The organism is Terrabacter sp. 2YAF2, assembly GCF_052114705.1.
Lineage (GTDB): Bacteria > Actinomycetota > Actinomycetes > Actinomycetales > Dermatophilaceae > Terrabacter.
In genome coordinates this window covers 1-26,145 of the sequence record NZ_JBFRFG010000023.1, presented here as the reverse complement: position 1 = coordinate 26,145, position 26,145 = coordinate 1, and the positions used below count along the sequence as shown (strand labels likewise).

Annotated in this window: 23 protein-coding genes and 1 pseudogene; 15 read left to right on the top strand and 9 right to left on the bottom strand. The window is 66.9% G+C overall.

The window, feature by feature from the left end; translation table 11 throughout:
- The first annotated feature begins 12 nt into the window (after nucleotides 1-12).
- Together AB4030_RS19450 and AB4030_RS19445 are read left to right on the top strand one after the other, a co-directional pair.
- Nucleotides 13-687 carry a response regulator transcription factor gene (locus AB4030_RS19450; protein WP_442280861.1) on the top strand — a complete coding sequence of 225 codons (675 nt, stop codon included), beginning with the start codon at nucleotides 13-15 and terminating at the stop codon, nucleotides 685-687.
- A 10-nt stretch (nucleotides 688-697) separates the two neighbouring features.
- On the top strand, nucleotides 698-1,924 hold the full coding sequence (locus tag AB4030_RS19445; RefSeq protein WP_442280860.1) for a sensor histidine kinase: 1,227 nt from the start codon (nucleotides 698-700) through the stop codon (nucleotides 1,922-1,924).
- A gap of 8 nt (nucleotides 1,925-1,932) precedes the next feature.
- Here AB4030_RS19445 and AB4030_RS19440 read toward each other — a convergent pair whose 3' ends face one another.
- The 4 genes from AB4030_RS19440 to nhaA form a co-directional block, all read right to left on the bottom strand.
- The gene (locus AB4030_RS19440) at nucleotides 1,933-2,760 is read right to left on the bottom strand and encodes a serine hydrolase (RefSeq protein ID WP_442280859.1); all 828 of its coding nucleotides are present in this window, start codon (nucleotides 2,758-2,760) and stop codon (nucleotides 1,933-1,935) included.
- A gap of 1 nt (nucleotide 2,761) precedes the next feature.
- Nucleotides 2,762-3,673 (bottom strand): alpha/beta fold hydrolase, encoded by a 912-nt coding sequence (locus AB4030_RS19435; RefSeq protein ID WP_442280858.1) that lies wholly within the window; start codon nucleotides 3,671-3,673, stop codon nucleotides 2,762-2,764.
- 22 nt (nucleotides 3,674-3,695) lie between these two features.
- The gene (locus tag AB4030_RS19430; RefSeq protein WP_442280857.1) at nucleotides 3,696-4,244 is read right to left on the bottom strand and encodes a phage holin family protein; all 549 of its coding nucleotides are present in this window, start codon (nucleotides 4,242-4,244) and stop codon (nucleotides 3,696-3,698) included.
- Between the two features lie 99 nt (nucleotides 4,245-4,343).
- On the bottom strand, nucleotides 4,344-5,717 hold the full coding sequence (nhaA, locus tag AB4030_RS19425; RefSeq protein WP_442280856.1) for a Na+/H+ antiporter NhaA: 1,374 nt from the start codon (nucleotides 5,715-5,717) through the stop codon (nucleotides 4,344-4,346).
- Nucleotides 5,718-6,446: 729 nt separating this feature from the next.
- Here nhaA and AB4030_RS19420 point away from each other — a divergent pair.
- The 3 genes and pseudogenes from AB4030_RS19420 (at nucleotide 6,447) to AB4030_RS19410 (ending at nucleotide 8,862) form a co-directional block, all read left to right on the top strand.
- Nucleotides 6,447-7,001, top strand: a complete 555-nt coding sequence (locus AB4030_RS19420) for a hypothetical protein (RefSeq protein ID WP_442280855.1) — start codon at nucleotides 6,447-6,449, stop codon at nucleotides 6,999-7,001.
- 299 nt (nucleotides 7,002-7,300) lie between these two features.
- Nucleotides 7,301-7,653 (top strand): annotated as a pseudogene (locus AB4030_RS19415) (hypothetical protein); the annotation flags it as partial.
- Nucleotides 7,654-8,019: 366 nt separating this feature from the next.
- Complete coding sequence (locus AB4030_RS19410; protein ID WP_442280854.1) at nucleotides 8,020-8,862, top strand: glycosyltransferase family 2 protein; 843 nt, start codon at nucleotides 8,020-8,022, stop codon at nucleotides 8,860-8,862.
- On the opposite strand, the gene AB4030_RS19405 is transcribed toward AB4030_RS19410, so the two are convergent.
- Nucleotides 8,823-10,298 (bottom strand): hypothetical protein, encoded by a 1,476-nt coding sequence (locus tag AB4030_RS19405; RefSeq protein ID WP_442280853.1) that lies wholly within the window; start codon nucleotides 10,296-10,298, stop codon nucleotides 8,823-8,825. The genes AB4030_RS19410 and AB4030_RS19405 overlap by 40 nt on opposite strands.
- 280 nt (nucleotides 10,299-10,578) lie before the next feature.
- On the opposite strand from AB4030_RS19405, the gene AB4030_RS19400 reads away from it, so the two are divergent.
- Both AB4030_RS19400 and AB4030_RS19395 read left to right on the top strand, forming a co-directional pair.
- Complete coding sequence (locus AB4030_RS19400) at nucleotides 10,579-11,052, top strand: GtrA family protein (protein WP_442280852.1); 474 nt, start codon at nucleotides 10,579-10,581, stop codon at nucleotides 11,050-11,052.
- On the top strand, nucleotides 11,049-11,966 hold the full coding sequence (locus AB4030_RS19395; RefSeq protein ID WP_442280851.1) for a glycosyltransferase family 2 protein: 918 nt from the start codon (nucleotides 11,049-11,051) through the stop codon (nucleotides 11,964-11,966). The genes AB4030_RS19400 and AB4030_RS19395 overlap by 4 nt, the downstream gene beginning before the upstream one ends.
- 14 nt (nucleotides 11,967-11,980) lie before the next feature.
- Here the strand turns inward: AB4030_RS19395 and AB4030_RS19390 are convergent, their stop codons facing one another.
- The 3 genes from AB4030_RS19390 to AB4030_RS19380 all read right to left on the bottom strand — a co-directional run bounded on the left by AB4030_RS19390 (nucleotide 11,981) and on the right by AB4030_RS19380 (nucleotide 16,077).
- On the bottom strand, nucleotides 11,981-13,240 hold the full coding sequence (locus AB4030_RS19390) for a hypothetical protein (protein ID WP_442280850.1): 1,260 nt from the start codon (nucleotides 13,238-13,240) through the stop codon (nucleotides 11,981-11,983).
- A 288-nt stretch (nucleotides 13,241-13,528) separates the two neighbouring features.
- On the bottom strand, nucleotides 13,529-14,743 hold the full coding sequence (locus AB4030_RS19385; RefSeq protein ID WP_442280849.1) for a hypothetical protein: 1,215 nt from the start codon (nucleotides 14,741-14,743) through the stop codon (nucleotides 13,529-13,531).
- 176 nt (nucleotides 14,744-14,919) lie between these two features.
- Entirely contained in the window at nucleotides 14,920-16,077 is a 1,158-nt protein-coding gene (locus AB4030_RS19380) for a glycosyltransferase 87 family protein (RefSeq protein WP_442280848.1), read from the bottom strand.
- Between the two features lie 202 nt (nucleotides 16,078-16,279).
- Here AB4030_RS19380 and AB4030_RS19375 point away from each other — a divergent pair, with 202 nt between their 5' ends.
- The 8 genes from AB4030_RS19375 to AB4030_RS19340 all read left to right on the top strand — a co-directional run bounded on the left by AB4030_RS19375 (nucleotide 16,280) and on the right by AB4030_RS19340 (nucleotide 24,213).
- Complete coding sequence (locus AB4030_RS19375) at nucleotides 16,280-16,450, top strand: Flp family type IVb pilin (RefSeq protein ID WP_442280847.1); 171 nt, start codon at nucleotides 16,280-16,282, stop codon at nucleotides 16,448-16,450.
- A 130-nt stretch (nucleotides 16,451-16,580) separates the two neighbouring features.
- A complete protein-coding gene (locus tag AB4030_RS19370) occupies nucleotides 16,581-16,751 on the top strand; it encodes a Flp family type IVb pilin (RefSeq protein ID WP_442280846.1) in 171 nt (56 codons plus the stop codon).
- Between the two features lie 513 nt (nucleotides 16,752-17,264).
- Nucleotides 17,265-18,062 carry a Flp pilus assembly protein CpaB gene (gene cpaB / locus AB4030_RS19365; protein ID WP_442280845.1) on the top strand — a complete coding sequence of 266 codons (798 nt, stop codon included), beginning with the start codon at nucleotides 17,265-17,267 and terminating at the stop codon, nucleotides 18,060-18,062.
- The gene (locus AB4030_RS19360; RefSeq protein WP_442280844.1) at nucleotides 18,059-19,231 is read left to right on the top strand and encodes an AAA family ATPase; all 1,173 of its coding nucleotides are present in this window, start codon (nucleotides 18,059-18,061) and stop codon (nucleotides 19,229-19,231) included. The genes cpaB and AB4030_RS19360 overlap by 4 nt, the downstream gene beginning before the upstream one ends.
- Nucleotides 19,228-20,625: a CpaF family protein gene (locus AB4030_RS19355; protein ID WP_442280843.1), complete on the top strand. Its 1,398-nt coding sequence runs from the start codon at nucleotides 19,228-19,230 to the stop codon at nucleotides 20,623-20,625. Before AB4030_RS19360 ends, AB4030_RS19355 begins: the two co-directional genes overlap by 4 nt.
- A 107-nt stretch (nucleotides 20,626-20,732) precedes the next feature.
- Complete coding sequence (locus AB4030_RS19350) at nucleotides 20,733-21,857, top strand: type II secretion system F family protein (RefSeq protein ID WP_442280842.1); 1,125 nt, start codon at nucleotides 20,733-20,735, stop codon at nucleotides 21,855-21,857.
- Nucleotides 21,858-21,864: 7 nt separating this feature from the next.
- Entirely contained in the window at nucleotides 21,865-22,776 is a 912-nt protein-coding gene (locus AB4030_RS19345; protein WP_442280841.1) for a type II secretion system F family protein, read from the top strand.
- Between the two features lie 6 nt (nucleotides 22,777-22,782).
- Nucleotides 22,783-24,213, top strand: a complete 1,431-nt coding sequence (locus tag AB4030_RS19340) for a hypothetical protein (protein WP_442280840.1) — start codon at nucleotides 22,783-22,785, stop codon at nucleotides 24,211-24,213.
- 68 nt (nucleotides 24,214-24,281) lie between these two features.
- Here AB4030_RS19340 and AB4030_RS19335 read toward each other — a convergent pair whose 3' ends face one another.
- On the bottom strand, nucleotides 24,282-25,058 hold the full coding sequence (locus AB4030_RS19335) for a glycosyltransferase family 87 protein (protein WP_442280839.1): 777 nt from the start codon (nucleotides 25,056-25,058) through the stop codon (nucleotides 24,282-24,284).
- Between the last annotated feature and the right edge of the window lie 1,087 nt (nucleotides 25,059-26,145).

Sequence of the window (26,145 nt, the reverse complement as noted above, 5' to 3'; positions counted from 1 at the left end):
AAGGGTGCAGCCATGACCATTCCGTCGCTGCGCCCGCGACTGCTCCTCGTCGAGGACGACCCGGACCTCTCGCAGCTGCTCGCCGAGCTGCTCGACGAGGAGGGGTATGCCGTCACGGCCGTTCGCGACGGACAGGCCGGGCTGCACCGTGGCCTGGTCGACGAGTGGGACGTGCTCGTCGTCGACCGGGGACTGCCGGGCATCGAGGGGGTCGACCTCGTGACGCGGCTGCGCTCGCGGGGGCTCACGGCGCCGGTGCTCTTCCTGACCGCGCGGGGCACGGTGGCGGACCGGGTGGAGGGGCTCGATGCCGGGGCGCAGGACTACGTCGTGAAGCCGTTCGACGTCGAGGAGGTGCTGGCCCGGCTGCGGGCGATGCTGCGCCCGGTCGGTGGCGGGGCCAGCGAGCTCGTCGTCGGGGACCGTCGGCTCGTCGTCGGCCAGCAGCGGCTCGTCGGTGGCGACGGCGAGGTGATGCTGTCCGGCCGGGAGGCCCGGCTGCTCGAGACGCTGGCGCGCCGGCCGACGCGCGTGTTCACCCGGGACGAGCTGCTCACGCTGGCCTTCGACAACGCCGACACGCTCGGGGCCGTCGACACGTACGTCTACTACCTGCGCCGCAAGCTGGGGAAAGCCGTCATCGACACGGTGCACGGCGTCGGCTACCGGCTCGGTGCGTCGTCTTGAGTGCGGCGTCATGAGGCGGCGCCGGGCGGACCCTGATCCGCTGAAGCAGGCGTCCCGGTCGGTCGCGCTGCGGGTAGGCGCGACCACGGCTCTCGTCGTGCTGCTCGCCATCGTCGGGGCAGCTGTGCTCTTCGACCGGCAGCAGCTCGCGGAGATCCGCGGACGCACGGAGACGACGGCGCGCACGGCCGACGACGTCGTCGACGCGCCGCCCGGCACCTGGCTGGCCAAGCTGACCGCGTCCGGTCACGAGGAGAGCCCGTCGATGCCGGCGGACCTCGCGACGCAGGTGGCTGCGGTCGGCCCGGACGTCTCGGGCCAGACGAGCTTCACGGCGGATGGGCGCTCGTGGCCCGCTTGGGTCGACCGACGCGACGGCGTCAGCTACGTCGCCGTCTACGACATCCGCCTGCACGCCGGCGAGGAGCAGCGGCTGCTCGTGTCGACGGCGGTCGCGGGCGGTCTGGGCGTGCTGCTCGCCGCGCTGACAGGTCTGCTCGCGGGGCGCCGAGCCGTGCGTCCGCTCGGAGAGGCGATGGAGCTGCAGCACCAGTTCGTCGCGGACGCCTCCCACGAGCTGCGCACACCGCTCGCCGTGATCAGCACGCGGGCCCAGGTGCTGCGTCGGCACCTCGCGGCCGACGCCGCGCGCGACCCAGCCGCCGGCACGCGTCTGGCCGAGGTCGACCAGCTCGTCCACGACACCCAGGCCATGGCCGACGTCGTCTCGGACCTCCTGCTCTCAGCCCAGCTCGAGCACACCGAGCAACCGGCCGAGCGCGTCGACCTCGCCGACCTGGCCTCGGAGGTCGTGCGGTCGTTGACGCCGTATGCCGCCGATCGGGGGGTCACCCTCGTCGACGAGGGTACGGGTGGGGGCGGCGCTTGCACGGTCGACGGGGTCGGCCCCAGCCTCCGGCGCTCGGTGCTTGCCCTCGTCGATAACGCGATCGCGCACTCCGACAGAGGGTCCCGGGTGGAGGTTCGGTCGTCGGGTGGGGACGGTCAGGTGCGGGTCGACGTCGTCGACCACGGCGACGGCGTCGAAGTGGCCGATGTCGAGCGGTTGTCGCGTCGCTTCTCGCGCGGCGACGGCGCGTCAGGCGGTCGACGCGTCGGTCTCGGCCTCGCCCTGGTGACCCAGATCGTCCGTTCGCACGGTGGCCGTCTGGAGGTGACCGAAACCCCGGGCGGCGGGGCAACCTTCTCTCTGCTCATCCCGGCCGCCAACGCCTGACCGGCGGGTCAGAGGGTGGCGAGCACCTGCTCGCCGATGTGACGCATGCCGCGCAGGACGGCCCAGACTGTCAAGTGGTCGAGGGTGCTGCCCGGCGAGGGATCCCAGTTGGCGATGGCGGCCCACGAGACCGTGCGGCCACCAGCCGTCACGGCACCGACGTCGGCGCGTACTCCATCGTCGGTTCCGGTCTTGTTCCAGAACGTCGTCGGCAGGTCGAGTGACGAGTGGTGGGCGATTGGATCGAGGCCGCCTTGCTCGACGAGCGCGGATCCGACCATGGACTGGTCGACGTTGGCCGAGAGCCACTGCCGGACAAGGCGATCCGCGTCAGGTCCGGCGGCCGTGCCACTGGCCAGCCGACTCATGAGCTCGCTGAGCTCGCCCGCCGCTCCGGTCGACAGTGTGGCGGGATGGTCGTCGCCGCGAACGTCTCGGACGCGGTCGTGAAGGGCGGTGGCGCGCAGGCCGAGGGACGTGGCGCCAGCCGCGACTTCGGCCAACCCGACCCGCCGTAGCAGGACGTTTGTCGCCAGGTTGTCTGAGACAGCGCCGACAAGGGCAGCGACATCGATCAGAGGAAGCGTTTCGACAGAGAGCGTGTGCCACAGGCCCGAGTCGCCGACCCACAGGTCCACGGACCGGGTCAGCGGCTCGTCGGGGGAGAGCTCGCCTGCCGTGATGAGCCGGGCGGTCTCCACGAGGAGAAGTACTTTGCCGACACTCGCCGTCCGCAACGGCACGTCGGCGCCGACCGCGCTCAACGGCATACCTGATCCGTCACGGACACACACGGCCCACGTGACTCCACCCGCGTCGGGAAGCTCGAGCTCCATGTTAGGCAAGGGACCCGAGCCACGTGATGAGGGCGGCGTTCACCTGCTCGGGCGCCTCCTCGGTGAGGAAGTGTCCGGCCTCGGGGACCTTGACCTGGCGATAGTCGCCGGGCACGAAGGCGCCGGACCCGTGGGTCACGGTAGCGATGACGCAGCCGTCGTCAGTGCCCTGGAGCTGGAGCACCGGTACGCGGATCGCGTGACGGATGCGGCGCATGAAGAGCGGGCCGTCGGGGCGCACCGAGGAGCGCCCGAGCCAGCGGTAGTGCTCCGCGGCCGAGTGGGCCACGAACGGGATCATCATGCCGTCGCCGTAGCGAGCGACGTCCTCCGCCGTGGGGAAGCTGCCGAAGGGGGACGCCCACGAGCGCAGGAGGCCCTCGACGTAGTCGTGCGATGAGGCCATCTCGCGTTCGGGACGAAAAGGCTTCTGCAGCCCAGCGATCCACGCCGATGCGCGACGCTGCTTCGGGTTAGTCCACGTCGCGTGGCGCATGATCCGGGGGTGTGGCATCGACAGCGATGCGATGGCCCGCGTCACGTCGGGCCGCAGTGTCGGCATGCACCAGGCGATCCAGCCGCCCAGACCTTGGCCCACGACGACGGCGTCCTTCTCGCCGAGGGCGCGGATGACGCTCGCCACGTCGAGAGTGGCCATGTACGTGTCGTAGCCGCGTGGCGGCTTGTCGGACGCGCCGAAGCCTCGGAGGTCCATCGCGGCGACGCGGTAGCCGGCGTGGGCGAGGGCGACCATCTGGTGACGCCACGCGTACCAGAACTGCGGGAAGCCGTGGAGCATGACTACCAGCGGCCCGTCGCCGATCTCGGCGATGTGGAAGCGGGCTCCGTTGGCGGAGACGTAGCGATGCTCCCAGGGTCCGCCGATGTTGACGAACGCAGCGTCGACGGACATGGAGGTGGTCAGGAGTGTCGGCTCAGGCGTCGCGGGACGGGTTCGGCGAGGTGGGCGCAGTTCCGTTGCCCGACGACACGGCCGGCATGGCTGCGGTGGGAGCGGACGTGCTTCCGGCCGGGAGATCCTTGCGGTCCCAGGCGGGACGCGGCGCGGGGACCGTGGTCCCCGGGTGCTCGGCTGCAGTCTTGAGCGCAGCGACCGTCTCCTGCGCCTCGGAGATCGTCTTCTCCGGCGTCGGGTTGACGGTCTTCATCTTCCTCACGCCGAGCCAAGCCAGCACGGCCGCGACGAGCAGCATGAATACGGTGACGATGAGGAAGCTGAGCCAGCGCGGCAGGCCCAGGGCCTGGATGCCTTCGGCGATCGTGATGAAGATGAAGTAGACGGAGTAGAAGCCGACGACGGCCGCTCCGGCGAGCAGGCCTCCGCCGACGCCCGCCTTCTTGACCTGAACCGAGACCTCAGCCTTGGCCAGGGCGATCTCGCTGCGAACGAGCGTCGAGATGTCCTGTGTCGCGGACGCGACCAGTTGGCCCAGTGTCCGCTCCTGCCGGGGATCCGTGCTCATCGGCTCACTTCCTCGGTGCTCGTTGGTGATGACGCGGTCGCGCCTACCCGGTGCAACCCTACTGCGCAGTCCCTACCCGAACGTGCACGGCTGGCACCATCAGGCCGGATCGAGTCGTCCCTCTGCCTGGTAGACGTCCGGGACGCCGTCGTGATCCTCGTCCGCGGTCTCGCGGGCCTCGACCAGACGGTAGTGCCGGTTGCGCAGGCGCAGGACGATGCTCGCGAGAAGGGCCGCGATGAGACTCCCGCACAGGACGGCGAGCTTGACGTGGTTGTCGCGCTCGGAGCCGTTGCCGAAGGCGAGCTCGCCGACGAGCAGGCTCACGGTGAAGCCCACGCCCGCCAGGACAGAGAGCCCGAGGACGTCGGTCCAGCTCAGGTCATCGTCGAGCTCTGCTCGGGTGAAGCGCGAGACCGCCCACGTCCCTCCGAAGACGCCGACCGTCTTGCCCACGACGAGTCCGACGACGACGCCGATCGCAGCCGGGTCACGCAGGGCGGCGCCGAAGCCGCCACCGATCACCGTGACGCCGGCAGCGAAGAACGCGAAGACCGGGACCGCGAAGCCCGCGGAGAACGGCCGGATCCGGTGCTCGATGCGCTCGGCCAGCGAATTCCGGTCGGGGTCGTCCTCCACCTCGCGGCTGACGGGGACCAGCAGACCGAGCAGGACGCCGGCGACCGTCGCGTGCACGCCGCTCGAGTGGACGAAGCCCCAGGCGAGCAGGGCGGGGACCGCGAGGACGAGGGGATGGGTGATCTTCCGCTTGAGCAGGAGGCGCCACACGGCGAGGGGGACGACGGCCGCCAGCAGCCAAAGCAGGTTGACGGTGTCGGTGTAGAAGACGGCGATGATCGTGATGGCGATGAGGTCGTCGACGACCGCGAGAGTCAGCAGGAAGGACCGCAGGGCGCTCGGGAGGTGCGTGCCGATGACGGCGAGCACCGCCAGTGCGAAGGCGATGTCCGTGGCGGTCGGGATGGCCCAACCGCGGAGTATGCCGCTGGCCTCGCTCGGGCTGTCGCCCGGGCTCATGAGCGTGGCCGTGACGACGAACAGGATGGCGGGCAGGGCGACGCCGCAGACGGCGGCGGCGATCGGCAGGGCGGCCTTGCGCCGGTCGGACAGGTCACCGGCGACGAACTCGCGCTTGAGCTCGATGCCGGCGACGAGGAAGAAGACCGCCAAGAGTCCGTCGGCCGCCCAAGTCCCGAGGGACAGGTCGAGGTGCAACGCGTGAGGACCGATGACGGTGTCGCGGAGCCTGGCGTAGCCGTCACGCCACGGCGAGTTGGCCCAGACGAGAGCGGCGACAGCGGCCGCGAGGAGGATCGCGCCACCGACGGTCTCGGTGCGCAGGAGGTCAGCGACGTAGCGAGCCTCGCGCCAGCTTCCACGTCCGAGCAGCCGGTTCGTCGTGCCGACCGGCGGCGTAGTCGACCGGTCTGTGGGAGCGCGCGGGTCGCTCACTGTGGGTCCTTTCGGGAATGGGTCATCGGACGCCGACCAGACTTCCCGGCACACCATGGCCACTCGCGTCGTCGCCGTGAGCCGCCTCGAGCCTATCGAGGCGGCCGGATCCCCGAGCCCGGGGTCCGAAGATCCGCCGCGGTGACTCGTGTCGGGGTGCCTAACACGAGACGCAACCATGGTAAAGATTCGGAAAATTTAGGTATGACACGGGTAAATCAGACTAATCAGACATCGGCTGTTTGGGGACGACTGCGTCCCTACATTGGTGCCTGGGGCGGGACATATCTCGAAAACGAAGAGCATGGGGGCGCACGATGGGTGCTCGAGTAGAGCCCGGTTGGTACTACGTCGGCGAGGGTCAGCTGCGGTATCGCGACGAACACGGCTGGACCGAGTACCACATGGACACACACGACCCGAGGGCTCGGGAGTGGCCGCCACCAGACCCGAAGACACTGCTCCAGCGACTGCGCGACGAAGAGGTCGCGCGCTCTGCTGCGGGCGTCAATCGCGGCCCCCGCGTGTTGACGCTCTTCCGAAAGCATCGCCCACGTCACTGAAACTTCCCGGCGCCGGGGCGCCGACCTGGTTCTTGGACACGCAGAACCCATCATCTGCGGGGAGGCGAACTGATCCCGAACGATGGCCCGCAAGAACTACTTCGAGGAGTGTCGTAGGCAGGCCGTCGACTTGTGCGAGGCCACTCCGGGCGCGATGGTGCGTGGCATGGCCGAGGACCTGGGGATCGAGCGGGGCACGTTGCGGCGCTGGCTCGAACGGTACGGGACCGGCAGGAAGCGGCTCCTGACGGGACGTTGGCCCGCCGCCCTTGCGGACCCGGCAGCTGCCGTCGGCGAGGTGCTCGACGACACGCCCGAGCAGCGCGCCGCGCGGCTGGCGGCGCGGGTCGCGGAGCTGGAGGCCGATAACGCTAAGCTCACCACGGAGCGAGATTCTCCGGTCGGAGGTCAAGCATTTCGCCGGGGAGACGAACTGGTGAGCAGCTTCCAGTTCGTCTCCGACCACCAGCCTGCCTACGAGGTGAAGCGGTTGTGTGAGCTCGTGCAGGTCGAGCGCTCGTCCTTGTACCCGTGGAAGGCCGCGGCCCGGGCGCGTGAGGCTCGGGCCGCCGCGGACGCGGAGCCGGCCAGCGGATCCGCGAGGTCCACGAGCAGGACGAGACGATGGGCCCCGCGGATCACCGCCGAGCTGAACGACGGCGCCGGCGAGGCGGAGCGAGTCAACCACGAGCGGGTGGCCGGGGTGGTGCGCGAGGAGTAGATCCGCGGCCACCGGCGCAAACGCAGGGTCCGGACCACGATCCCAAACCACGCCGACCAGCATGTGCCCGACCTGCTGAACCGGACTTCACCGCCGAGGCGCCGAACCAGCGCCAAGTCGGGGAACATCACCTACCTGCCCATCGCCGACGGCAGCAACCTGTACGTAGCCGCCGTCATCGACTGCCACTCCCGGCGGCTGGGCGGCTGGTCGGCTGGTCGGTCGCGGACCACATGCGCACCGAGCGCGTCCAGAACGCCTTTAAGCCCGCCGCCGCGACCCGCGGCAGCCTCGCCGGGACGATCTTTAACTCCGACCACGAATCGGTCGGCGGATTCTACTCGCGGCGCTTCTCCATGAACTGGCCAGCCAGGGCCTGGCCGGCTCGACGGGCCGGGCCGCGTCCAGCGCCGACAACGCCGACAGCGCCGACAGCGCCGACAGCGCCGAAAACGCCGCGATCGAGTCGTTCTTCGCCCTCCTACAGAAGAACGTCCTGGACCAGGGGCGCTGGAGTGCCCGCCACCAGCTGCCTCTGGTCATCGTGACCTGGATCGAACGGACCTACCACCCCCGACGCCGCCCACGGTCCCTGGGCAAGCTCACCCTGGTCCAGTTTGAGACCATCAACCGAGCCGCTCACGCGGCCTGAAACACAACACCACGAGTGTCAACCCAAACGTCGGCAATCCTTACGCGCTCGCTGCGCGACCGTGGGTGGGGTGCACTTCGGAGGCGCCTTGGGATCGTAAGTGCGTCGACATGCAGCAGCGATCGGTCCGCCCTGTCGGCAGCGGACAACACACTGCTCCCCGGCTGACCAGAGCCGATTAACCCGGCCGTTCACCGCATACATGCGGCTCAACGACCGCCGTCCTCGCGGGCCAAGAATGAGCCCTGGCAGAATTTCGCAAAATATATATATGCCGCAACCTGCGCATATACGCTCCGCGGAGACAGGCCAAACCGCGCGGCGCACGCCACCGAGTCCGCGAGACGAGCCAGGGGGAGCAGGGTCATGTCGCGAGTCAGTGTGTCCGTGGTGATGCCAGCGTTCAACGAGAGCGCAGGAATCGCGGAGTTTCTTGGCGAGATCGAGGCCCAGATGACCGCCTATGACGTCTCGTTCGTCGTCGTCGACGACCTGTCAAGCGACGATACCTCGGCTGCGGTCGAGGCTTGGGCCGGGCTGCACCGTGACGTGCAGGTCATCCGCAACGCGCACAACCTCGGGCATGGCATCTCCACACTCACCGCCCTGCACGGCGGGCTACGGTCAGGGGCAGACGTGGTCGTGGCCATCGACGGCGACGGCCAGTTCTTTGGGCGCGACGTCGCCGCCCTCGTGGCCACGCTGCTCGAGCGTGAGTCAGACCTCGCCGAGGGCTCACGCGTACGGCGGGACGATCCGCTGTTCCGACGTGCCACGAGCACCGCTACCCGAGTGCTGGTGCGATCTCGCTGCGGAGTGGCGCCTCGCGATGCCAACACGCCACTCCGCGCATATCGTCCCGAGATCCTGCGACAGCTCCTGGACACGCTGCCTCCCAACACGATGACGCCGAACCTCATGATCGCGTCGACAGCCCGGAAGTCGGGGTTTCGGATCGTCGAGATCGATGTCGAGTCGCGACCCCGACGTGGACCCGAAACATCAGGGTCCACGTGGAACGCCCGTCGCCGCTCTATGCCGAGTCGCCGATTCATGGCCTTCTGCCGCGACGCAACAATCCAGTGGTTCGCGGCCGACCCGGCTCCGGGTCGGTCCCCGGTCCCCGCCGAAAAGGGTGTCCCGCAGTCGCTGATGCATTCCTTCCCGTCTCACGGCTCTCGGCAGACAACGGCTGCCGTCGACGCGTAAAGCACGTCACCGCACTTAGCTTGATACACCCGCGCATCGGCGCGACCTGCGTCGAGCAGCGCCTGGACCGATGTGAACACGCGCACCGTGGCAGGCGAAGCGTCTCGTGCGACTTCGGGCCGCAGGCCTGTGAGCACCTGCATCTCTGGTGCCTGCCACCAGCCGGATACGGGGAGGCTTCTGGTGCGAGAGGAGACGATTGCCGATGCCGCACTCCGTTGTTCAGCTGCAAGCTGCTGACCGAAGTCGTCTGTCCACACTCCAAAAGCACTTACCGCGACGCCGACGCCGAGAACTGCCGTCGTGGCCGCCGCCACCCCAAGGACGCCGCGGTGCGTACCCGCGTCCGTCGCAGCCCGTGCGTGCGCATGCCGCGCCGCCAGGGGGACGCTCGCGCCCACCAGCGGCAAGAGCAAGAGAAGGAAGGGCAGGCCCTGCCGGACGCTGGACTGCACCGATACGAGCAGCCATGAGCCCAGAAGCGCGAACGCAGGGGCGAGTACCAGCAGATGTGTCAACAGCAGGCTGCCGGTGCCGCTCCGGGGGACGTTTTGCACGGCGCCGCGCGTCGCGCGCGAGACGACTGCGAGCACTAGCGCGCCCAGCACAAACAGCCACCCCCACACCGGGATGGCGTGCACCAGGGACTCGAGGCGCTGGGCCCGGTTGGTCACTGGTCCTCGGGACTGTGCACGGAGAAAGGCGGCGAACTCCGCGACGCTCGGCAGATAGCCCTCCGGTCCCAGCTGAGTTAGACGGTAGAGCTCGAAGACCGCCGTCGGGAGGACCGCCCCCAAGGCAGCCCGGCATGTCGCCCTCCAGTTCACTGGTTGCGTCGGCCAAGTCGAGCCCACGACCCAGATGGCAAGGACCAGGGCCGCCGCCATCAGGAAGTTGGCTTTGGCCTGGACCGCCAGCCCAACGGCCAGGCCGCCCGAGAACGGCCGGCCCGCGACGAGGGCCCACACGCCGAGCAGGGAGAGTCCGCAGGCCGCGACCTCTCCCACGACCCGCCCCGGCACGAGTGAGAGGGTTGTCAGGTCCGGGACCGCCGTGGCGAGCGCGAGTGGCGACAACACCGCGAGGAGACCGCCAGTGCGACCGGTCAGTCGTTTGCCAAGCAACCACGCCGCCAAGAGATAGATGGCGAATGCGACAAGGGGCACGAGGCGGATAGCCCATAGCGTGCCACCGGTTACTCTCCATACGACGGCTGCTGGCACCAGCAGGGCAGGTCCGGTCGACACGAAGGGGTCGAACGACTTGAGGTCGACTCCAGGAAACATGGCTGAGTTGCTCGCATAGCCATGACCTTCAGCTAGATTCCGGACAACTGTGAGGTTGTAGGCCTCGTCGTACTCGAGCCCGTAGTCCAGCTGCTGGCACACCACGCCTGCGTAGGCGAGAACGCCGGCGACGACGAGAGCGATGTACACGGTCCTCGTCGCGAGGGTGCGCGCGGAGGGACAATCCCAACCCGGCGAGTGTGTTCGTGCCACCGGGGCCACCTTTCGTAGGGCGACGGACTGGGCGTTTCGGCACCCTAACTCGCCAGCCGTTCCAAACGACGGACGTTCGTCTGGGTCGGCCCGAGGCTGTCGCGGTGCCCGCTAAGGGCGGTTTCTCCCGTTTGCCGGACAGCGTCCCTCGCACCGTGCATGCTTGCCGCCAAGGGAGACGTGGCACAACTCGGTGTCGCTCGGTTAGGGGGATGCCATGACGGTGAAGGCAGTAGAGGCGATCGGCGACAGAGCCGTTTGGCAACATGTCACGTCCGCCGACTTCGCACGCGGTGTCTTCTGCGATCACCGGGTCGCGTTCATTCTCGTCGGTGGCCTCAACACCGCCTTCGGTTTAGCGTGCTTCGCGGCCTTTGAAGCGATGCTTGACCATATAACGGGGTACATGGTGGTGCTCCTGATGGCGCACATCACGAGTGTCCTCTTCGCGTTCACGATGCACCGCAAGTTCGTTTTCCGTGTCACGGGCAACGTGTTTGAGGACCTTTGGCGCTTCGAGTCGGTGAACCTGACTTCTCTCGGCGTCAATGCCCTGCTGCTTCCGTTCTGCGTTGAGGCCATCGGGCTCCCGGTCGTCGGCGCCCAGGCCTTAGTGACGTGCATCATCGCCGTCATCAGCTGGCTCGGGCACAGCCGCTTTTCCTTCAACAGGGTGGCGGTCAACCCGTGAAGGCCTCCGCCGCGACGCCCACCGTCTCGGTCGTGGTTCCCACATACAACAGCGCGGCGTTCGTCCGTGCAACGATGTCCTCGATCCTCAATCAAACCTTCTCCGACTTCGAGCTGATCGTGAGCGACCACTCCAGCACGGATGGCACGTGGGAGATTCTCCAGCCCTACGCCGCGGACCCGAGGGTCACGCTCCTGCGGCTCGCGCGCACTGGTAAACCCGAAGACAACTGGGACAACGCTACGCACGCGGCATCTGGGGCCTATCTCAAGCTCGTATGCGGGGACGATGTCATCGCCCCTACATGCCTCGAGCGACAGGTCGAGGCGATGCGGGCGAACCCGGGCACGGTGATGGTGGCCTCCAGGCGTGACGTCGTGACCGCATCCGGTGACGTGCTGCTCAGCTCGTGGGGACTGCCTAATCTCGTAGGACCCGTCGACGGTGCCCGTGCGATCCGCCAGGCAGTCCGGTCGGGCACGAACCCGTTCGGAGAGCCCGCGTGCGTCCTGCTCGACCGGCAGAGCCTTGCGATCGCCGGAGGTTGGGACGGTTCGTTCTCCTACGTCCTCGACCAGCACACGTATGCTCGGGTCCTCGCGCAGGGCCACTTCTTCGGGATCGGCGACTCGCTGGCGACGTTTCGACTGAGCGCCAGTCAGTGGAGCCACGCGCTTGCCCGGAGCCAGTACCGGCAGGTCGTCGACTTTCACAGATCCATCGCGCAAGAGCATCCGGACTGGCTGACCCAAGGCGACCTCATGCGTGGTCGAGCGCGAGCCAAGATACTTGCCTACGCACGACGGTTGGCGTACTTCTCCATGGCCCGAAAGCTCAAGACGCCGCTGACACCGATCGAGATTGAAAACCCGGCGCCGGTTGCGTTGCAGCGGGCTCCGTCCGTCACGAATTGACGACGTCTCTCGTGTCAGGGGACTTGCACGAGCTCGCGAGAGACCGTGACGCAGTAGCGGATGTACCACCATTGCATGGCGACGCCGACCAGGGCGACGGCGCCGGCAACGATGACCCGTGGCATCGGGTTGCGTTCGCCTCGTAACCGTCCAACAAGCGGCCAGAGCACTGGTAAGGCCAGAACGTAATAGCGGACGTTGCTCCAGTTCCAGTCTGTGACGGCGAGCAAGTATGCGACGTACATGCCTGTCCAGAGCGCGAGTAGCGGCTCCTGCTGGCCCTTGGTGAGGAACCAGATGAGAAAGGCCGCCCAGGCTAGAGCGATGACTGCGGCACCGACCTGCCCACCGGGAACGTCGCTGTTGCGCTGCATGAACCGCACCACCGGGATCACCGTAAGCTCGGGGTTCCATGCCTTCTGGGTCAGCACGTAGGCGTCCCACCGTCCCGTCACTGCTCCTACGATGACGAACCACGCGAAGGCGAGCGCCCCCGACCAGGCAGCGAGTGAAAGCAGCCCGACCGCGTCGCTCCGGGCTAGCCGACCGCGTCGCCACAGAAGTGCTGCATAGAGGAGCATGACGGGGGCCAACGGCGCCGCCACCCCACGTGTGAGCGCAAGCATGAGCAGTACGAATCCGGCGGCGACGTAGCGGCCCTCTAGGACGCACCAGAAGTAGGCCAGGAGCAGCGCCAGGGCGAGACTTTCCGCGTAGGCCATCTGGAAGACGGGCGCGCACATGAAGGTGGTCATGGCCAGGCCAGCGAGCACGCCTCCGAGGTGCCCGTACTGGCGCTTCACGACTCGGTAGATGAGCAGCATGGCCGCTGCGCCGCACGTGAGTGAGACCACGCTCGCAGCGATCGGGAAGTCGAGGCGCGTCACGAACATGACGGCTCGAACTAGGTAGGGGTACAGCGGGAAGAACGCCCACGGGTTCTGCTCGACGTTTCCGGACGCGTCGGTGGGTAGATCTGACGGGTAGCCATGGGCGGCGATCTCCCAGTACCACTGAGCGTCCCAGCGGGTTACTGAAGTGAGGTACCCGGGGGGCGCCGTGCCCGCGTCCGTGCCGAAGTGCCGGCCACCCAGGCCGACAAACTCTTCCAGGCTAATAGCGGATCGGCTCGCCATCGCGAACATCACGCCGTTGACCAGCCTGGTCACGATGTAGAGCGCGAGCGGCCATACCCACCAGCGTCGGACGAGTGGCGGTTCTGCCGAGCGGGCCGCGCGGCCGGAGGCCGTGCCGACGGTGGTCACCGCGGACACGTCGTCAACGTCGTGTCGTGCCACCTGGACCGCCCCCTCGTCCTGTCCGCACGAGCCCGTCCGGTGCTCGCGGCGCCACGGTACCGCGAGCACGAGCCCCGAGCGCGGTATGAGGACGCGCGCCGCCGCTCTGGTGGACGCGGACGGGACCTTGAACCGGCCATGCCCTGGTGGGATTCCCAAGCGCGAAGGGCGAGTCATGTCAGCACCCCACGAGGTATCGGATCGATTTTGCGATAGGCCCGGCACCCGAACCGTTAGGCCCTCCGAGCCGTCGCTGCATACCGTCTATGGGCGCCTCAGGAGTAGGTATGCGCCATGGGTCGTGCTCTGGGTAAATCCGCCCTGCCTGGCGAGCCTCTCCTGCTTGGACCCGGGCAGTGCCACAACTAGGTCGGATCTCTGGAGTGCAAGTTGAGCCGCCGGGGAGTCGCCGTTCATGAACGCGAGGTATGCCGTCTGGTCGGCTTGCGTGAACGCGTCCAGTGGGTTGCTGGCCCAGACGGTAGCCCCGGCAGCAGCCAGCGACTCGGCAAGCGGTTCGGCGACCAGGACGACACAGCCTCGCGTCGCGTGTGCCAGATCCGAGGCTTCGCGGTCGGCATCGCGGAACGACGAAAGGCGTGTCCCTAGTAGGACCGTTCCCACGAGCACTGAGAGCACGACCGCCGCGATGGTGCCGCGCACGGCACCTCGGGCCCCCACAGGCCGCGCCGTCGCCGAACGGCTGACGCCGAGTATCGCGGGCTCAGCGAGGAAGAGGAGGAGCCACACCCCGTTCCGCGCGGCAATCAGGGTCGCGAAGCCCAGACCCAGCGCGGCGGCGTGCTCCCAGGTGGGACGCGCGCGGCGAAACGCCATGAGCAGCAGGGCGATCGCGGCAGCGACCAGGAGCACGTCGAACGGGTTCGAGGGCGTGATGCCGCTCCACATCCCCGAGTCGTCGCTGGTCGCCGCGCCCCCGAAGACGCCGAGGTAGTAGTGCGGTGCCCTGGTCAGTCCCGGGTTGAGGCACGTCGCGAGCAGTGATCCGAAGCCGACCCCGACCGCTGTCATGGGGGCCCTGCGCAGCAGGGTGAAGGCGAGGAAACAACCGAGGATGGCCACGCCGACGAGGACGGCACCGTGGAGGTTGCCCCACACTGCCAGTATCGGAACCGCGCACCAGATGGCGGCGCTCTGACGGACCTGCTGCCCGCGGACGAGGGCGAGGAGTAGGGCGAAGGGGACGAGGGACAGCAACTGGGCCCGACCGATGAGGAGTGGCGCGGCGGCTCCGATGGCGACGAGCCCAAGCACAGCAGCCGTCGCGCGCGGCGCCGCACCACGACTCATCGCAGCCCCCGCGACGACGCCGAGCGCGACGACTACGGCCGCGAGCTGGGCCACCACGATGCCGATCGAGCCGGCCGCGTAGAAGCCGGAGAGAACGACCTGTCCGGCCACGGTGCTGTTGACCCAGCTGTCCGTCGGAGCGGCTGCGAACGGAACGTTCCGTGGCACATGGCCTTCGCGTCGGATTGCGTCTCCCATGGCGCTAAGCCAAAGGGCATCGGACCCGACAACGCCGAACCATGCTATTGCGCACGCGATGAGCGCAAGGGCGACAAAGATCGGCGCCGCGACCGGGGTGCGCCGGGCGGCGTCAAGTGGGGTCGTGTCCAGCGTGTCGGGGGCGGTCATTGCGTCCTCGCTGGCCGCGACCGTTCGATCGACGGGAACGTGATGGTCGCGACAAGGAGCGCCAACGTCGTAAGGGTATAGGCGTAGGCAAAGACGACTTGGACAGGTTCGATCGACCCCGACTCGGGGACGAACCACATCGGCGCCGCGTAGAAGACGAGTGCAACCACGGCAGAGACCACACCGTGTCGGGCGGAGGTGAGGGCGGCCAGAAGCGGTACGACCCATACCCAGTGGTGGGTCCACGAGATCGGGGAAAGCAGCAGAGTGGCGCCGGCGAGCGTCAACGCCACGCCGGGCCAGCTACCGCGGCGGGTTAGGACAACCGCCGCGCCCAGGACCAGGCCCGCGACCAACGTGACGGTCACCCAAAGGACGAGGCCCGTTGCGCCACCGCTCACGCGCGCGACTAAGGAGGTCATCGACTGGTTGACGGGCGTGAAGGCAAGATCTCCGAACCGGTCGAGCTTGTCGAACCCGCCGAGCCAGTAGCGCTGCGACGACACGGGAGCGACCACCCATCCGATGGCAACGGTCGCGAAAGTGGCTGCCGCAGCCCTCGCGACCGATGCCCAGTCGCGACGGAGCACGAACCACAGGACAAACATTGCCGGTGTCAGCTTGATCCCGGCGGCCAGTCCGATCAGGAGTCCGCGAAAGGGCGGCGGCACTAGAAACAGATCGGTGAGCACGAGCGCCATGAGGATGATGCCGATCTGACCCAGGACGATCGTGCGCACTACGGGCTCGAGAGACAGGCCCATTAGGCCGACGAGCAGCGTTGTACTCCAAGGGATCTCCACTGCGCGACGAATCGCCGCGAGACTCACCACGTACGCAGCCAGAGTCAGCCCGGTGAATGCCGCTTTGGCAGCGCCTAGGCCGATAATGGCGAGCGGGACGAAGGCGGCGCCGGCGAAGGGGGGGTAGTTGAATGCCAAGACTCTGCGCCGTGAGGCGTAAAGGTCCACTCCGTCGAGGACGGAGACACCGCCGTAGTAGAAGTCTGTGAGGTCGACGAAATTCCAGGCTGGCGCATGCCCCCATCGCAGGTATAGGGCAGCGACGGCAACCATCACCAGCGTCGCGACGCCGAGCTTACGAGAGATGCCTGTCGAGCGGCGCCGTGAGGTGGGGGTCACGTCGATCGGCATCCGCGTCTCCAGTAGTCGTCGCTCGCCGAGGGGGCTTCCCCGACGGGCCCAACGGTGCCATCTCCCGTAGTCAGGAGGAGGGATTTCGCAAGGATTGTGCAATTTCGACCGTTTTCAGGACATGGCTGGAAGCCGAACCATAATCTTCCCTCAGCGGGGGGCACATCGGGTGGCCCTGCATCTCTGGGAGGAACCCTTCACCATGACCAAGATTGCTGCCAAGGTCCAGACCCTTCTCCACCAGGAGCGGGGTGCGACCGCTGTCGAGTACGGCCTGATGGTTGCCCTGATCGCTGTCGTGATCATCGCCGCCGTCTCGCTGCTCGGCACCAACCTGTCGACGACGTTCAACAACGTCGCCGCCAAGGTCTGAGCACCGAACACGGGTGCGAAGCCGGATGTGCCGCTTCGCACCCGTGACTCGCTCGTCGCCGGGGCCCGTTCGAATCTGTCGGTATGAGTAGATATCGCTGACGCTCACCCACCCAACGGGAGGAAACAGAATGACCAAAGTTGCTGCCAGCGTCCAGACGCTTCTCAACAAGGAGCGCGGCGCGACCGCTGTCGAGTACGGCCTGATGGTTGCCCTGATCGCTGTCGTGATCATCGCCGCTGTCTCGCTGCTCGGCACCAACCTGTCGACGACGTTCAACAACGTCGCGTCCCAGGTCTGAGACCTCGATAGACGTCCAGGCTGGGGGCACTGGACGGCACCACACAACTTGGGGAGTGCGATCTGGTATGGCCGGAACTGAGCACGGCGCATCCGCTGCGGGGCGGGCAATCGTGCTGCTTCCCGTCAGCGCCCAACTCGTCGACTTCGAGTGGGCGTACTTCACCCAGACCGAGCTGACGATCACGGCGCGCGAAGGTGTCTGTGCCAAGCCCGGCCCGCCATCGCGCTCAAAGCTGGCGCCGACGATCCACGTTTCTCGTGGAGGACGGTGGCGTCGGGTCCGTCCGCCTGGTCCGGGGGCTCGCCACTTCCAGCCGCGGGGTCAGGCGTTGTTCTTAAGGACCAAGCCAACCCTGCGACAAAGACCGCGTCCGGGGGCTGGTTCGCTTGCGGGCTTCTCTGCCGGCGATACAGCCATCGGTTCAGACGCTCGACGAGCGCCTCGATGGCCGGACCCGCGGGCTGACACTCAGCGAATCACCATGAACTTCTTCCTTGGGGGGACCCCAGCATGAACCGTCGCATTCTCACGATTGTGGTGGCGATAGCCCTCGCACTGGGCGGCGGGGCTCTCGTGATCATGTATGCGCGCAACGCCGATGCTCGGGCCATCGCCGCCGAGTCGCCATCGCCGGTGTGGGTCGCGCAGCAGCCAATCCAGGCGGGAACGACTCTCAAGGACGCGCAGCGCACGGGCCTCATCGCCCAGACGTCGGTGAGCGCCAAGGCCGTCCCGGTGGGCGCCCTGCAAGACATCAACGCGGACAACGGTGCACTGCTCGCCACCTCCGACATCCCCGCCGGGGAGTACCTCCTGGCGGCCCGTTTCGGCGCGACGCCCGCCGGAACCAAGGCGATCGAGGTCCCGAACGGCATGCTCGCCGTATCGGTCGCTCTTTCCGACCCGGCGCGCGTCGGCAAATTCGTGACGCCCGGCTCCCACATCGCGCTTTACCAGTCGTACAAGATCAAGGACCTGCACGACACACCCGAGGCCAAGATCCTGAACCAGAACGACGTTCACGGCACGAGCTTGCTGCTGGCCGACGTTCTTGTCATCGCGATGGGAGACTCACCGCTCTCGGGCCAAGCGGCTCAGCCTGCTGCAGAGGGGCAGCCTGCGACTGCCGCCGGCGCAAGTGGCAACTATCTGGTCACCGTTGCGGTAAAGCCGGCCGATGCTGCGACACTCATCCACGGCATCAACAATCGCCAGCTCTACGGTGCTCTCCGCGGTTCCGACGTCAAGATGGACCCGTCTCTTGAAGTCACCGATCTCCAACTCCGAAGTGCGGTGGCCGGACCATGACCATCCTCTGGGACTTCGACCCCGCGGCAGGCGACACCTATCGTTTCGCCCTCGGTGGAGACGCGCTCGTGCTCAACTCGGCGCCGCGCGTCAGCCGTGAGCTCGAGGAGGCCCGGAGCCACTCACTTGTGGTGATCGGTCCTGACATCGATCTGGACTCCGCGTGCGATCTTGCCGAGCGAGAGCGTATCGACCGCCCCGAGCTCGGCGTCATCCTGTTGCGTCACCGACTCGACGTCACTGCTCTGGCGCAGGCCCTGCGAAGCGGCGTCCGTGAGGTCGTTCAGGCGGACGACCATCCAGCCATCGCCGACGCAGTCCGCCGGTCGATCGCGCTGACCCAGCAACTTGGCGGCCATGGCACCACCGTGGGCGGCCTCGACGGAAAGATCATCACTGTCTTCAGCGCGAAGGGCGGCGTCGGCAAGACGACGATGTCGACGAACATCGCGGCCTACCTCGCATCTATTGGGGCGAAGACGCTGCTCGTCGACCTCGACCTGATGTTCGGCGATGTCGCCATCAGCCTGCAGCTTCAACCTCATGGTTCGGTGCGCGATGTCGTAACCATGAGCGGACATCTGGATGACCAGGGCATCCAGTCCGTCGTTACCCGGCATGAGGAGAGCGGTCTCGACGTCATCGTCGCTCCGCCTGACCCGGCCGACGCTGACCGCGTGCCGTCTCACGTCATCATCGAGCTGCTGCGTGTGGCGCGAGGGCAGTACGACTATGTCATCGTCGACACCCCACCTTCGTTCACCGAGCACGTGCTCGCCGCGATCGACGTCAGCGACCTCACCGTACTCATCGCGACGCTGGACATCCCCGCGGTGAAGAACCTCCGCATCGCGATCAACACCCTCGACACGCTCGGCACGTCCAAAGAGGCTCGGACCATCGTGCTCAACCGCTCCGATGCCAAAGTCGGACTCAGGCCCGATGACGTCGAGACGGCCCTCAAGGCCCCGATCTCGGCGAACGTGCCCAACAGTCTGACGGTGCCGGCCTCGGTCAACCGTGGTGTCGCCCTCGTGCTCGACGACCCGCGAAACCCGGTGTCGGTGGCCATCCGAGAGCTCGCGGACCAAGAGATTCGTCGCCGCTTCGGCGAAGAGCTCCATAACGAGGAAAGACGCAGTTTCTCCCTGTTTGGAGGCAAGCGATGAGCACCCTCGCCGACCGTCTTGAGCGCGCGCGTGCGTCGAGCCAGATCGCCGAGCCTGCGCCGGGCAACGGTGGCCAGGTCCGCATCACCAATGGTGCTGTGCCTGTGCGCCGCCGTGGTGTCGACCCGTTCGCCGGGGTCAAGGAGCGGGTGCATCAGGCGCTGGTGGCTTCGCTTGGCCCGCGGCTCTATGACCCGAACCTCAGCGAGGTCGAGCTGGCCGCGCAGGTGCGCACGACGCTGCAGGAGGTCATCGACGCTGAGCAGACGCCGCTGTCACACTCGGACCGCACCCGCATCGCCCAAGACGTCTTGGACGACATCCTTGGTCACGGTCCGCTCGAACCTTACCTGCGTGACGCGGAAGTTTCGGAGATCATGGTCAACGGCGCCGCGGACATCTACATCGAGCGCGCAGGCAAGATCTTCCCGGTCGATGCACAGTTCTCCGATGAGACGCACCTGCGTCGCACCATCGACAAGATCGTCGGTCGTGTCGGTCGTCGTGTCGACGAGTCGAGCCCGATGGTGGACGCTCGTCTGCCCGACGGCTCTCGTGTCAACGCGGTGGTTCCACCGATCGCGCTCGACGGCTCGATGCTCACGATCCGCAAGTTCTCCGCCGACCCGTTCACCGCCAAGGATCTCATCTCTTTCGGCACGATGACCGAGAAGGTCCGTGACTTCCTCGACGCGTGCGTCAAGGGCCGGCGCAACATCATCATCAGCGGCGGCACGGGCTCGGGTAAGACGACGACGCTCAATGTCATCAGCTCCTTCCTGCCGCACGACGAGCGCATCGTCACCATTGAGGACGCCGCCGAGCTCCAGCTGCAACAGCAGCACGTGCTGCGCCTGGAGGCTCGCCCGGCAAACATCGAGGGCCGCGGTCTTGTCTCCATCCGCGAGCTCGTCAAGAACTGCCTGCGTATGCGCCCCGACCGCATCATCGTCGGTGAGATCCGTGACGGCGCCGCGCTCGACATGCTCCAGGCCATGAACACGGGCCACGACGGGTCGATCACGACGGTGCACGCCAACACCCCCCGAGACAGCCTTGCGCGTCTCGAGACGATGGTGCTCATGGCGGGCATTGAGCTGCCCGTTCGCGCCATCCGCGAGCAGGTCGCGGGAGCGGTCGACCTCATCGTGCAGCAGTCACGTCTCAAGGACGGCTCACGTCGCATCGTCGCGATCTCCGAAGTCGTCGGCATGGAGTCGGACGTCATCACGCTCCAGGACATCTTCACCTTCAACTACGGGGCCGGTCGCGATGAGAACGGCCGCTTCCTCGGCACTCTCATGCCCACCGGCATCCGCCCGAAGTTCACGTCCGACCTCGCCGACGTGGGTGTCGAGTTGCCCGTCTCGCTCTTCTCTCGGTCAGTACTCTGATGCGCACGACCTGTCGGCGCGTCTCAGGGCAGATCGCGGTTGCGCTCGTCCTCGTCGTCCTACCCGCAGGAATAGCACACGCGGCCGGGGGGCCCGTCAGCGCTCGCATGACGGCCGTTACCGACATCGGGTTAAGCCTTCAGATCAATGTGGGCGCTGATGCTCCTTCCCCTTCGCCGACGAGCCGCCCACAACCTGCGGCCGCGCTGGTCCCCCGAGCAGCCGGAGTCGACCCGGCCACCGTTGCCGTCACAGACCGGAGTCCCTACATCGCCGCTGGGCTGCTGGCACTCGCGCTCTTCGTCCTCGCGACCGCGCTCGTGCCGACCCGCCAGACCAAGCGAGAGGATCGGGTAGCCGCCATCGATGCCTACGTCCTCGGCGACACGGTCCCTCTGTCGCGACAGGAGCTGAAGGCGGCCCAGAGCACCATCACAACGCAACTGCTCGACATGGGCGACCGGGTCATGAAGGACCGCAAGTCGACGAGCAAGACGATGGCCCTCATCGAACGGGCCGACTTACCCTTCCGAGCCGGCGAATGGCTGGTCCTGCGAGTCATCGCCATCGTCGTAGCTGCGGCCGTCGGCATGGTGCTCGCGGGTCAGGGCAAGGTCGTCGGTCTCGTCATCGGTGCCGTCCTGGGGTTGCTCCTCATGCCGCTGGGTCTCCGCTTCAAGGCCGCCCGTCGCGCCCGGAAGTTCGAGGCGCAGTTGCCTCAGATCCTGCTCCTCATCTCGACCAGCCTCCGCAGCGGTTTCGGTCTGCCGCAGTCCCTCGACGCCGTCGCGCGCGACGCGGCAGAGCCTGCCGGCAAGGAGTTCAGCCGCGCCCTCGCCGAGACCCGCATCGGCACCGACATCTCGGACGCACTCGAACGGGTTGCGGTGCGGATGGAGAGCAAGTCGATGAACTGGGCGGTCATGGCAATCCGCATCCAGCGCCAGGTAGGCGGCAACCTGGCCGACACACTGCGCACGACCGCCGGCACACTGCGCGAGCGGGAGTCGCTGCACCGTCAGGTGGCGACGCTGTCCGCCGAAGGGCGCTTGTCGGCGTACATCCTCGTCGCAATGCCGATCTTCATCTTCGTTTACATGACGCAAGTCAACTACGGATACGTCAGCCTGCTCTGGACCACCACCGTGGGTCTGTTCATGAGCGTGGGTGGTCTCGTGTCCCTTGGGGTCGGCATCGTATGGATGCGTCAAGTTGTGAAGATCGAGGTGTGACCTGACCATGGGTGTCATCTACGTCGCCGCTGCCATGCTTGCCATCGGCCTGATCCTTGCCGTGCTCAGTTTGGACCTCAGTGGCGGCGAGCCACGCGGCGTTGCAAAGTCCCTCATGCTCGTCGATCACCAGGTGGACCGTCGCGAGGTGGTGACCACCGAGTTGGCCGCCAGGGACCGGCTCCTTACCCCGATCCTCGACCGCACCAAGGGTTTGGCCCGCGCCCTATCCCCGGGAGGGGCAGACGACCGGTACACGAAGATGCTCGACCAGGCCGGCAACCCGGCTAGCTGGACGGTTGAACGCATCTTGGGGCTCAAGGGCGCGGCTCTGTTGGTCGGTATCGTGCTCGGCGCCTTCTACGGGAAGTTTCAACTGCCGAATGCCCTCTTCGACGCCCTGATCGGCGGCGCAGCGCTCTTCTTCCTGCCGGATCTGCTCATCAAGAACGTGGCGCAGCGTCGCCAGGAGCAGACGAGCAAGAGCCTCGCCGACGCCCTCGACATGCTCAGCGTGTGTGTCGAGGCAGGCCAGGGTTTCGACGCGGCGCTGCTCCAGGTGGCGCGAAACGTCGACGGCCCGATTTCCGGCGAGTTCGCCCGCGTGCTCTCCGAGATTCAGATCGGCAAATCCCGGGGCGAGGCGTTCAGCTCCATGGGCGACCGCGTCAGCCTGTCGGAGGTCAAGAACTTCATCACCGCTCTCGTCCAGGCCGACAGGCTCGGCTTGCCAATCGCCGGCGTCTTGCGCGAACAGACCGTCAACATGCGCTTGGTCCGCCGCCAGAAGGCTGAGGAGCAGGCTCAGAAGGTCACGATCAAGATCCTTTTCCCGCTGATGTTCTGCATCCTCCCCGCCCTCTTTATCGTCATCATCGGGCCTGGCGGCATCCGGATGATGCAGGCCTTCGGGGGCTGACGGGCCGTGCCCGTCGCTGCTGACGCGCAGGTCCGAGTCGCCGATGACCCGTCGGCGGCCTCTCCCGTGGGCCAGATCGCCTGGTTGTTGCCAGCCATTTCCTTGGCGATATTTGCGCTGAAGCCTCTCGGGCCTGTCAAAGACCCAGACGCCTACTGGCACATCCTCGCGGGGGAGCACCTCCTGCAGACGGGCCAGTTCGTCCTCGCTGATCCCTTCGGCGCTGCGACCGACAAGATCTGGATTCTCAACCAGTGGCTGCCCGAAGTGCTTATGCACTGGGCGTACGCGGCCTATGGGCTCCCGGGCGTCGCCTGGCTGCTCTGTCTGGGGTCCTTCCTTGTCGGACTCGCGGTATATGCCGCGTGTCGGCGCCGGTCGTCCGCTCTAGTGACCGCTCTCGTCCTCGCCGTTGTCTTCGTCGCGCTCACCGGGAGTCTCTCGCCGCGTCCCCAGCTGGTCACGTTTGCCCTGACGGCGGTTACGACGAGCGCATGGTTGCTGACGCGTGCGGACCGTCGTGTTCGGTGGTGGCTGGTGCCACTCACTTGGCTCTGGGCGTGCAGTCACGGCATGTGGTTCATGGGTCCGCTCGTCGGCGGCGCCGTCGTGTTGGGGATGGTTTTGGAGCGTCGAGTCACGTCGCGCGAGCTTGCCCGGTTGACACTCGTGCCGCTCCTCTCCGTAATTGTCTCGGCAGGGACACCCACAGGCCCGCTGCTCTTCGCCTCCCCCTTCCAAGTGCATGGTGTGACTGCGTTGATCAGCGAGTGGCAACCACCGGGTGCGACGGACCCGGCTCTGATCGCCGCGTTGCTCTTGATCGTCGTGGTTGTCGTCGATCAGGTGGCCCGGGGGAGTTGTGATTGGACGCTCGCGCTGGTCACCGTGCTTGCGCTCGTGCTCGCCGTCTCGTGGTCGCGCACAACCGGGCTCGCTGCGGTCATCATGGCCCCTCTGGCGGCCACCGCGATCCAGCGACTCACGGGAGGAATCTGCTTCCGCGGCGGCCGGCGCGAGCGGCTGGCCGTACTGGTGTCGGGGTTCTTGAGTCTGCTGCTCGCCGGAGTGCTCGTCCCGACGGCAGCAGCGCGACCGGCCCTCGGACCGAACGGTCTTGACGCTGCGCTGGGCCATCTGCCCAGCGGGACTGTCCTGTGCAACGACCAGAGCGACGGTGGGTGGCTCATGCTCAAGCATCCGGGCCTGCGCCCAACCATGGACACTCGTGTCGAGCTCTATACGGTGGATCGCATCAAGGCGTACCTCGGCTTTATGGCTGCGGATCCCGGGTGGCAAAGTTACCTCGCGCACGTCGGATGCTCGTACGCTTTGCTTCCCATCGATGCAGCGGTCCTCCCGGCTATGCGCGCTACCGGCGAGTGGTCGATCGCCGGGGAAGCTGACGGTTACGTTCTCCTGGGGTCGAAGCACTGAACTGAGTGCGGCGGGGCCGCGCCGCCGAAGCGTACGCATTCACCTGAGCCCATCGGCCGCTTCTCGCGTCATCCTGTCGAGACCCGCACGACCTCTGCCGCCCCAGACACATCCTGCCGATTGTCGGGTTCCGTGTTCCACATGAGCCGCGGGATGGCCGCCAGGATCGTGAGGGAGGGGGCGCCTGCGAAGACCGGGGTTGCCAGGAGAAGAGCGACTGCCACAGGCCATCGCTGCCCCTTCCGGGCAGCGATGACCACGACCGTGACAGCGAGTGCACTCCGAAGAATGAGCGTCGTGGCGCTGCCTCCGGCGTTCGTAGCGAGAAATAGAAGCCAGTGAGCCCAGGCTGTCGGGTTCAGAACCGTCGATATCGCAACGATCAAAGCGGTGGCCCCCATCGATCCAGCAAATTGACGCCATTGCCGCCGCGCGGCGAACCACAACGATCCGAGACCAAAAATCGGCTTGGTGAGGACCATCGCCGACCACATCCACGGTCGGGCAAAGCTCGCGACAAGTGCGACGCCCAGAAAGCCCAGGACGTTTCCTATGACGATCTCTGGCGCACACCAAAGGATGAGAGGCAATGCCCATCGCCACCCCAGGGGACGCAGAAGCCACCCGAAGGCTGCCGTCTCCGCAGTGACCCACAAAGTCAAGAACGCGGGCCACGGAAGCCACGTAAGTGGGCGAATGAGCTGTGCAAAGGCAGGCGAGTAGAGAAAGGCATCATTGTGGTTCGGCGCGATCTCGTAGGCGACATACCAAGACTGTCCCGTGAGCCAGTAGGCATGGGCGTCGCCACCAAGTCGGTCCCGCGCCACGTAGTAGGACACGCTCACGAAGACAAGGTAGGCGCCGGCTAACCAGAGCATCGCTATAACGGGCGCCTCGACCCGTCTGGGCAACCTTGGGCTAGACGGACTGAATCGCCGCAGCGAGGCGCCGGACTCCGAGCCCCCAAGAGACATAATGCTCATTCTGCTCGAATGGTGAGGTCTGCATAGAAGAACGGCACAACCACCTCCCTTCTTCTCGAGGCAACGCAAGCGTCCGTCATGGGGTCGCAATCCGGAGATCTGTCCCGATCGGCCTTGGTCGGCAGGCCGAGACGCGCGTCGCGAACGCCGGGGTGCCCCCCAGTCGACAGGTTCCGCTCCACCTCGATAGCGCTGCTGCGCGGCTCTCACGGGGAAGAAAACGACTAATCGGACACCGGCAGAAGCGAACTCATCGAGGTCCTATGTTTGGCCTACCGGTCGGGGGACCGGTGACTGTGGCATAGGTGGGGGAAACGACCATGCACGAGCAACCGGGGTGGCTCTACGTCGGGGACGGGTGGCTGCGCTTCCGCGACGCCGACGGCTGGACCGACCAGTATCTGTCGGCCGAGTTGGTCCGCGGCTCCGACTGGCCGCCACCCGCGCCGGACGCTCGGTCTCAGGCCCAACCTCAACATGGTGCAGATGATTTGGCGGAAACCGCCGGTCCGTCCTCGTCAATGCGCGTTTCAGGCGCGCGCAGGCTACTGGGACCCGGACGGCGGCACATTGGACGGCACCGCGCCAGGACCTGACGTTGGCGCCATGACCCGTCAGTCGGCCGCAATCGCGCGGCCATGCTCGCCGTCTTCGGTGGGCGGGTCTTGTCGTCGTATGCCGTGGGGTTGTGTCTTTCTTGCGGGATTCCTTGGTGTTTGGCCGGGTTTGTCTTGCGTTCGGCCCGCCAGAGTTCTGGATGTCGGGAGGAAACCCCGACCCGCAGCCTCCCGGCCCGATCCGGCCGGACTCACACCAGGAGCAGTCACCATGGGCGTCGCCACCTCGAAGAAGCACGGCAAGAAGAACACCTCGGGCAAGGTCCTGGCCTCGGTGGCGCTCGTGGCCGCCGCGGCCGGTGTCGCCGGCCTGGGCACCTGCCTGGGCACCT

Excerpts from the sequence above, each read along its gene's own strand:
- AB4030_RS19450 (WP_442280861.1), top strand. The coding sequence starts at position 13 with ATGACCATTCCGTCGCTGCGCCCGCGACTGCTCCTCGTCGAGGACGAC.
- AB4030_RS19445 (WP_442280860.1), top strand. The coding sequence starts at position 698 with ATGAGGCGGCGCCGGGCGGACCCTGATCCGCTGAAGCAGGCGTCCCGG.
- AB4030_RS19440 (WP_442280859.1), bottom strand. The coding sequence starts at position 2,760 with ATGGAGCTCGAGCTTCCCGACGCGGGTGGAGTCACGTGGGCCGTGTGT.
- AB4030_RS19435 (WP_442280858.1), bottom strand. The coding sequence starts at position 3,673 with ATGTCCGTCGACGCTGCGTTCGTCAACATCGGCGGACCCTGGGAGCAT.
- AB4030_RS19430 (WP_442280857.1), bottom strand. The coding sequence starts at position 4,244 with ATGAGCACGGATCCCCGGCAGGAGCGGACACTGGGCCAACTGGTCGCG.
- AB4030_RS19420 (WP_442280855.1), top strand. The coding sequence starts at position 6,447 with ATGGCCGAGGACCTGGGGATCGAGCGGGGCACGTTGCGGCGCTGGCTC.
- AB4030_RS19410 (WP_442280854.1), top strand. The coding sequence starts at position 8,020 with ATGTCGCGAGTCAGTGTGTCCGTGGTGATGCCAGCGTTCAACGAGAGC.
- AB4030_RS19400 (WP_442280852.1), top strand. The coding sequence starts at position 10,579 with ATGACGGTGAAGGCAGTAGAGGCGATCGGCGACAGAGCCGTTTGGCAA.
- AB4030_RS19380 (WP_442280848.1), bottom strand. The coding sequence starts at position 16,077 with ATGCCGATCGACGTGACCCCCACCTCACGGCGCCGCTCGACAGGCATC.
- AB4030_RS19375 (WP_442280847.1), top strand. The coding sequence starts at position 16,280 with ATGACCAAGATTGCTGCCAAGGTCCAGACCCTTCTCCACCAGGAGCGG.
- AB4030_RS19370 (WP_442280846.1), top strand. The coding sequence starts at position 16,581 with ATGACCAAAGTTGCTGCCAGCGTCCAGACGCTTCTCAACAAGGAGCGC.
- cpaB (WP_442280845.1), top strand. The coding sequence starts at position 17,265 with ATGAACCGTCGCATTCTCACGATTGTGGTGGCGATAGCCCTCGCACTG.
- AB4030_RS19360 (WP_442280844.1), top strand. The coding sequence starts at position 18,059 with ATGACCATCCTCTGGGACTTCGACCCCGCGGCAGGCGACACCTATCGT.
- AB4030_RS19355 (WP_442280843.1), top strand. The coding sequence starts at position 19,228 with ATGAGCACCCTCGCCGACCGTCTTGAGCGCGCGCGTGCGTCGAGCCAG.
- AB4030_RS19350 (WP_442280842.1), top strand. The coding sequence starts at position 20,733 with ATGACGGCCGTTACCGACATCGGGTTAAGCCTTCAGATCAATGTGGGC.
- AB4030_RS19345 (WP_442280841.1), top strand. The coding sequence starts at position 21,865 with ATGGGTGTCATCTACGTCGCCGCTGCCATGCTTGCCATCGGCCTGATC.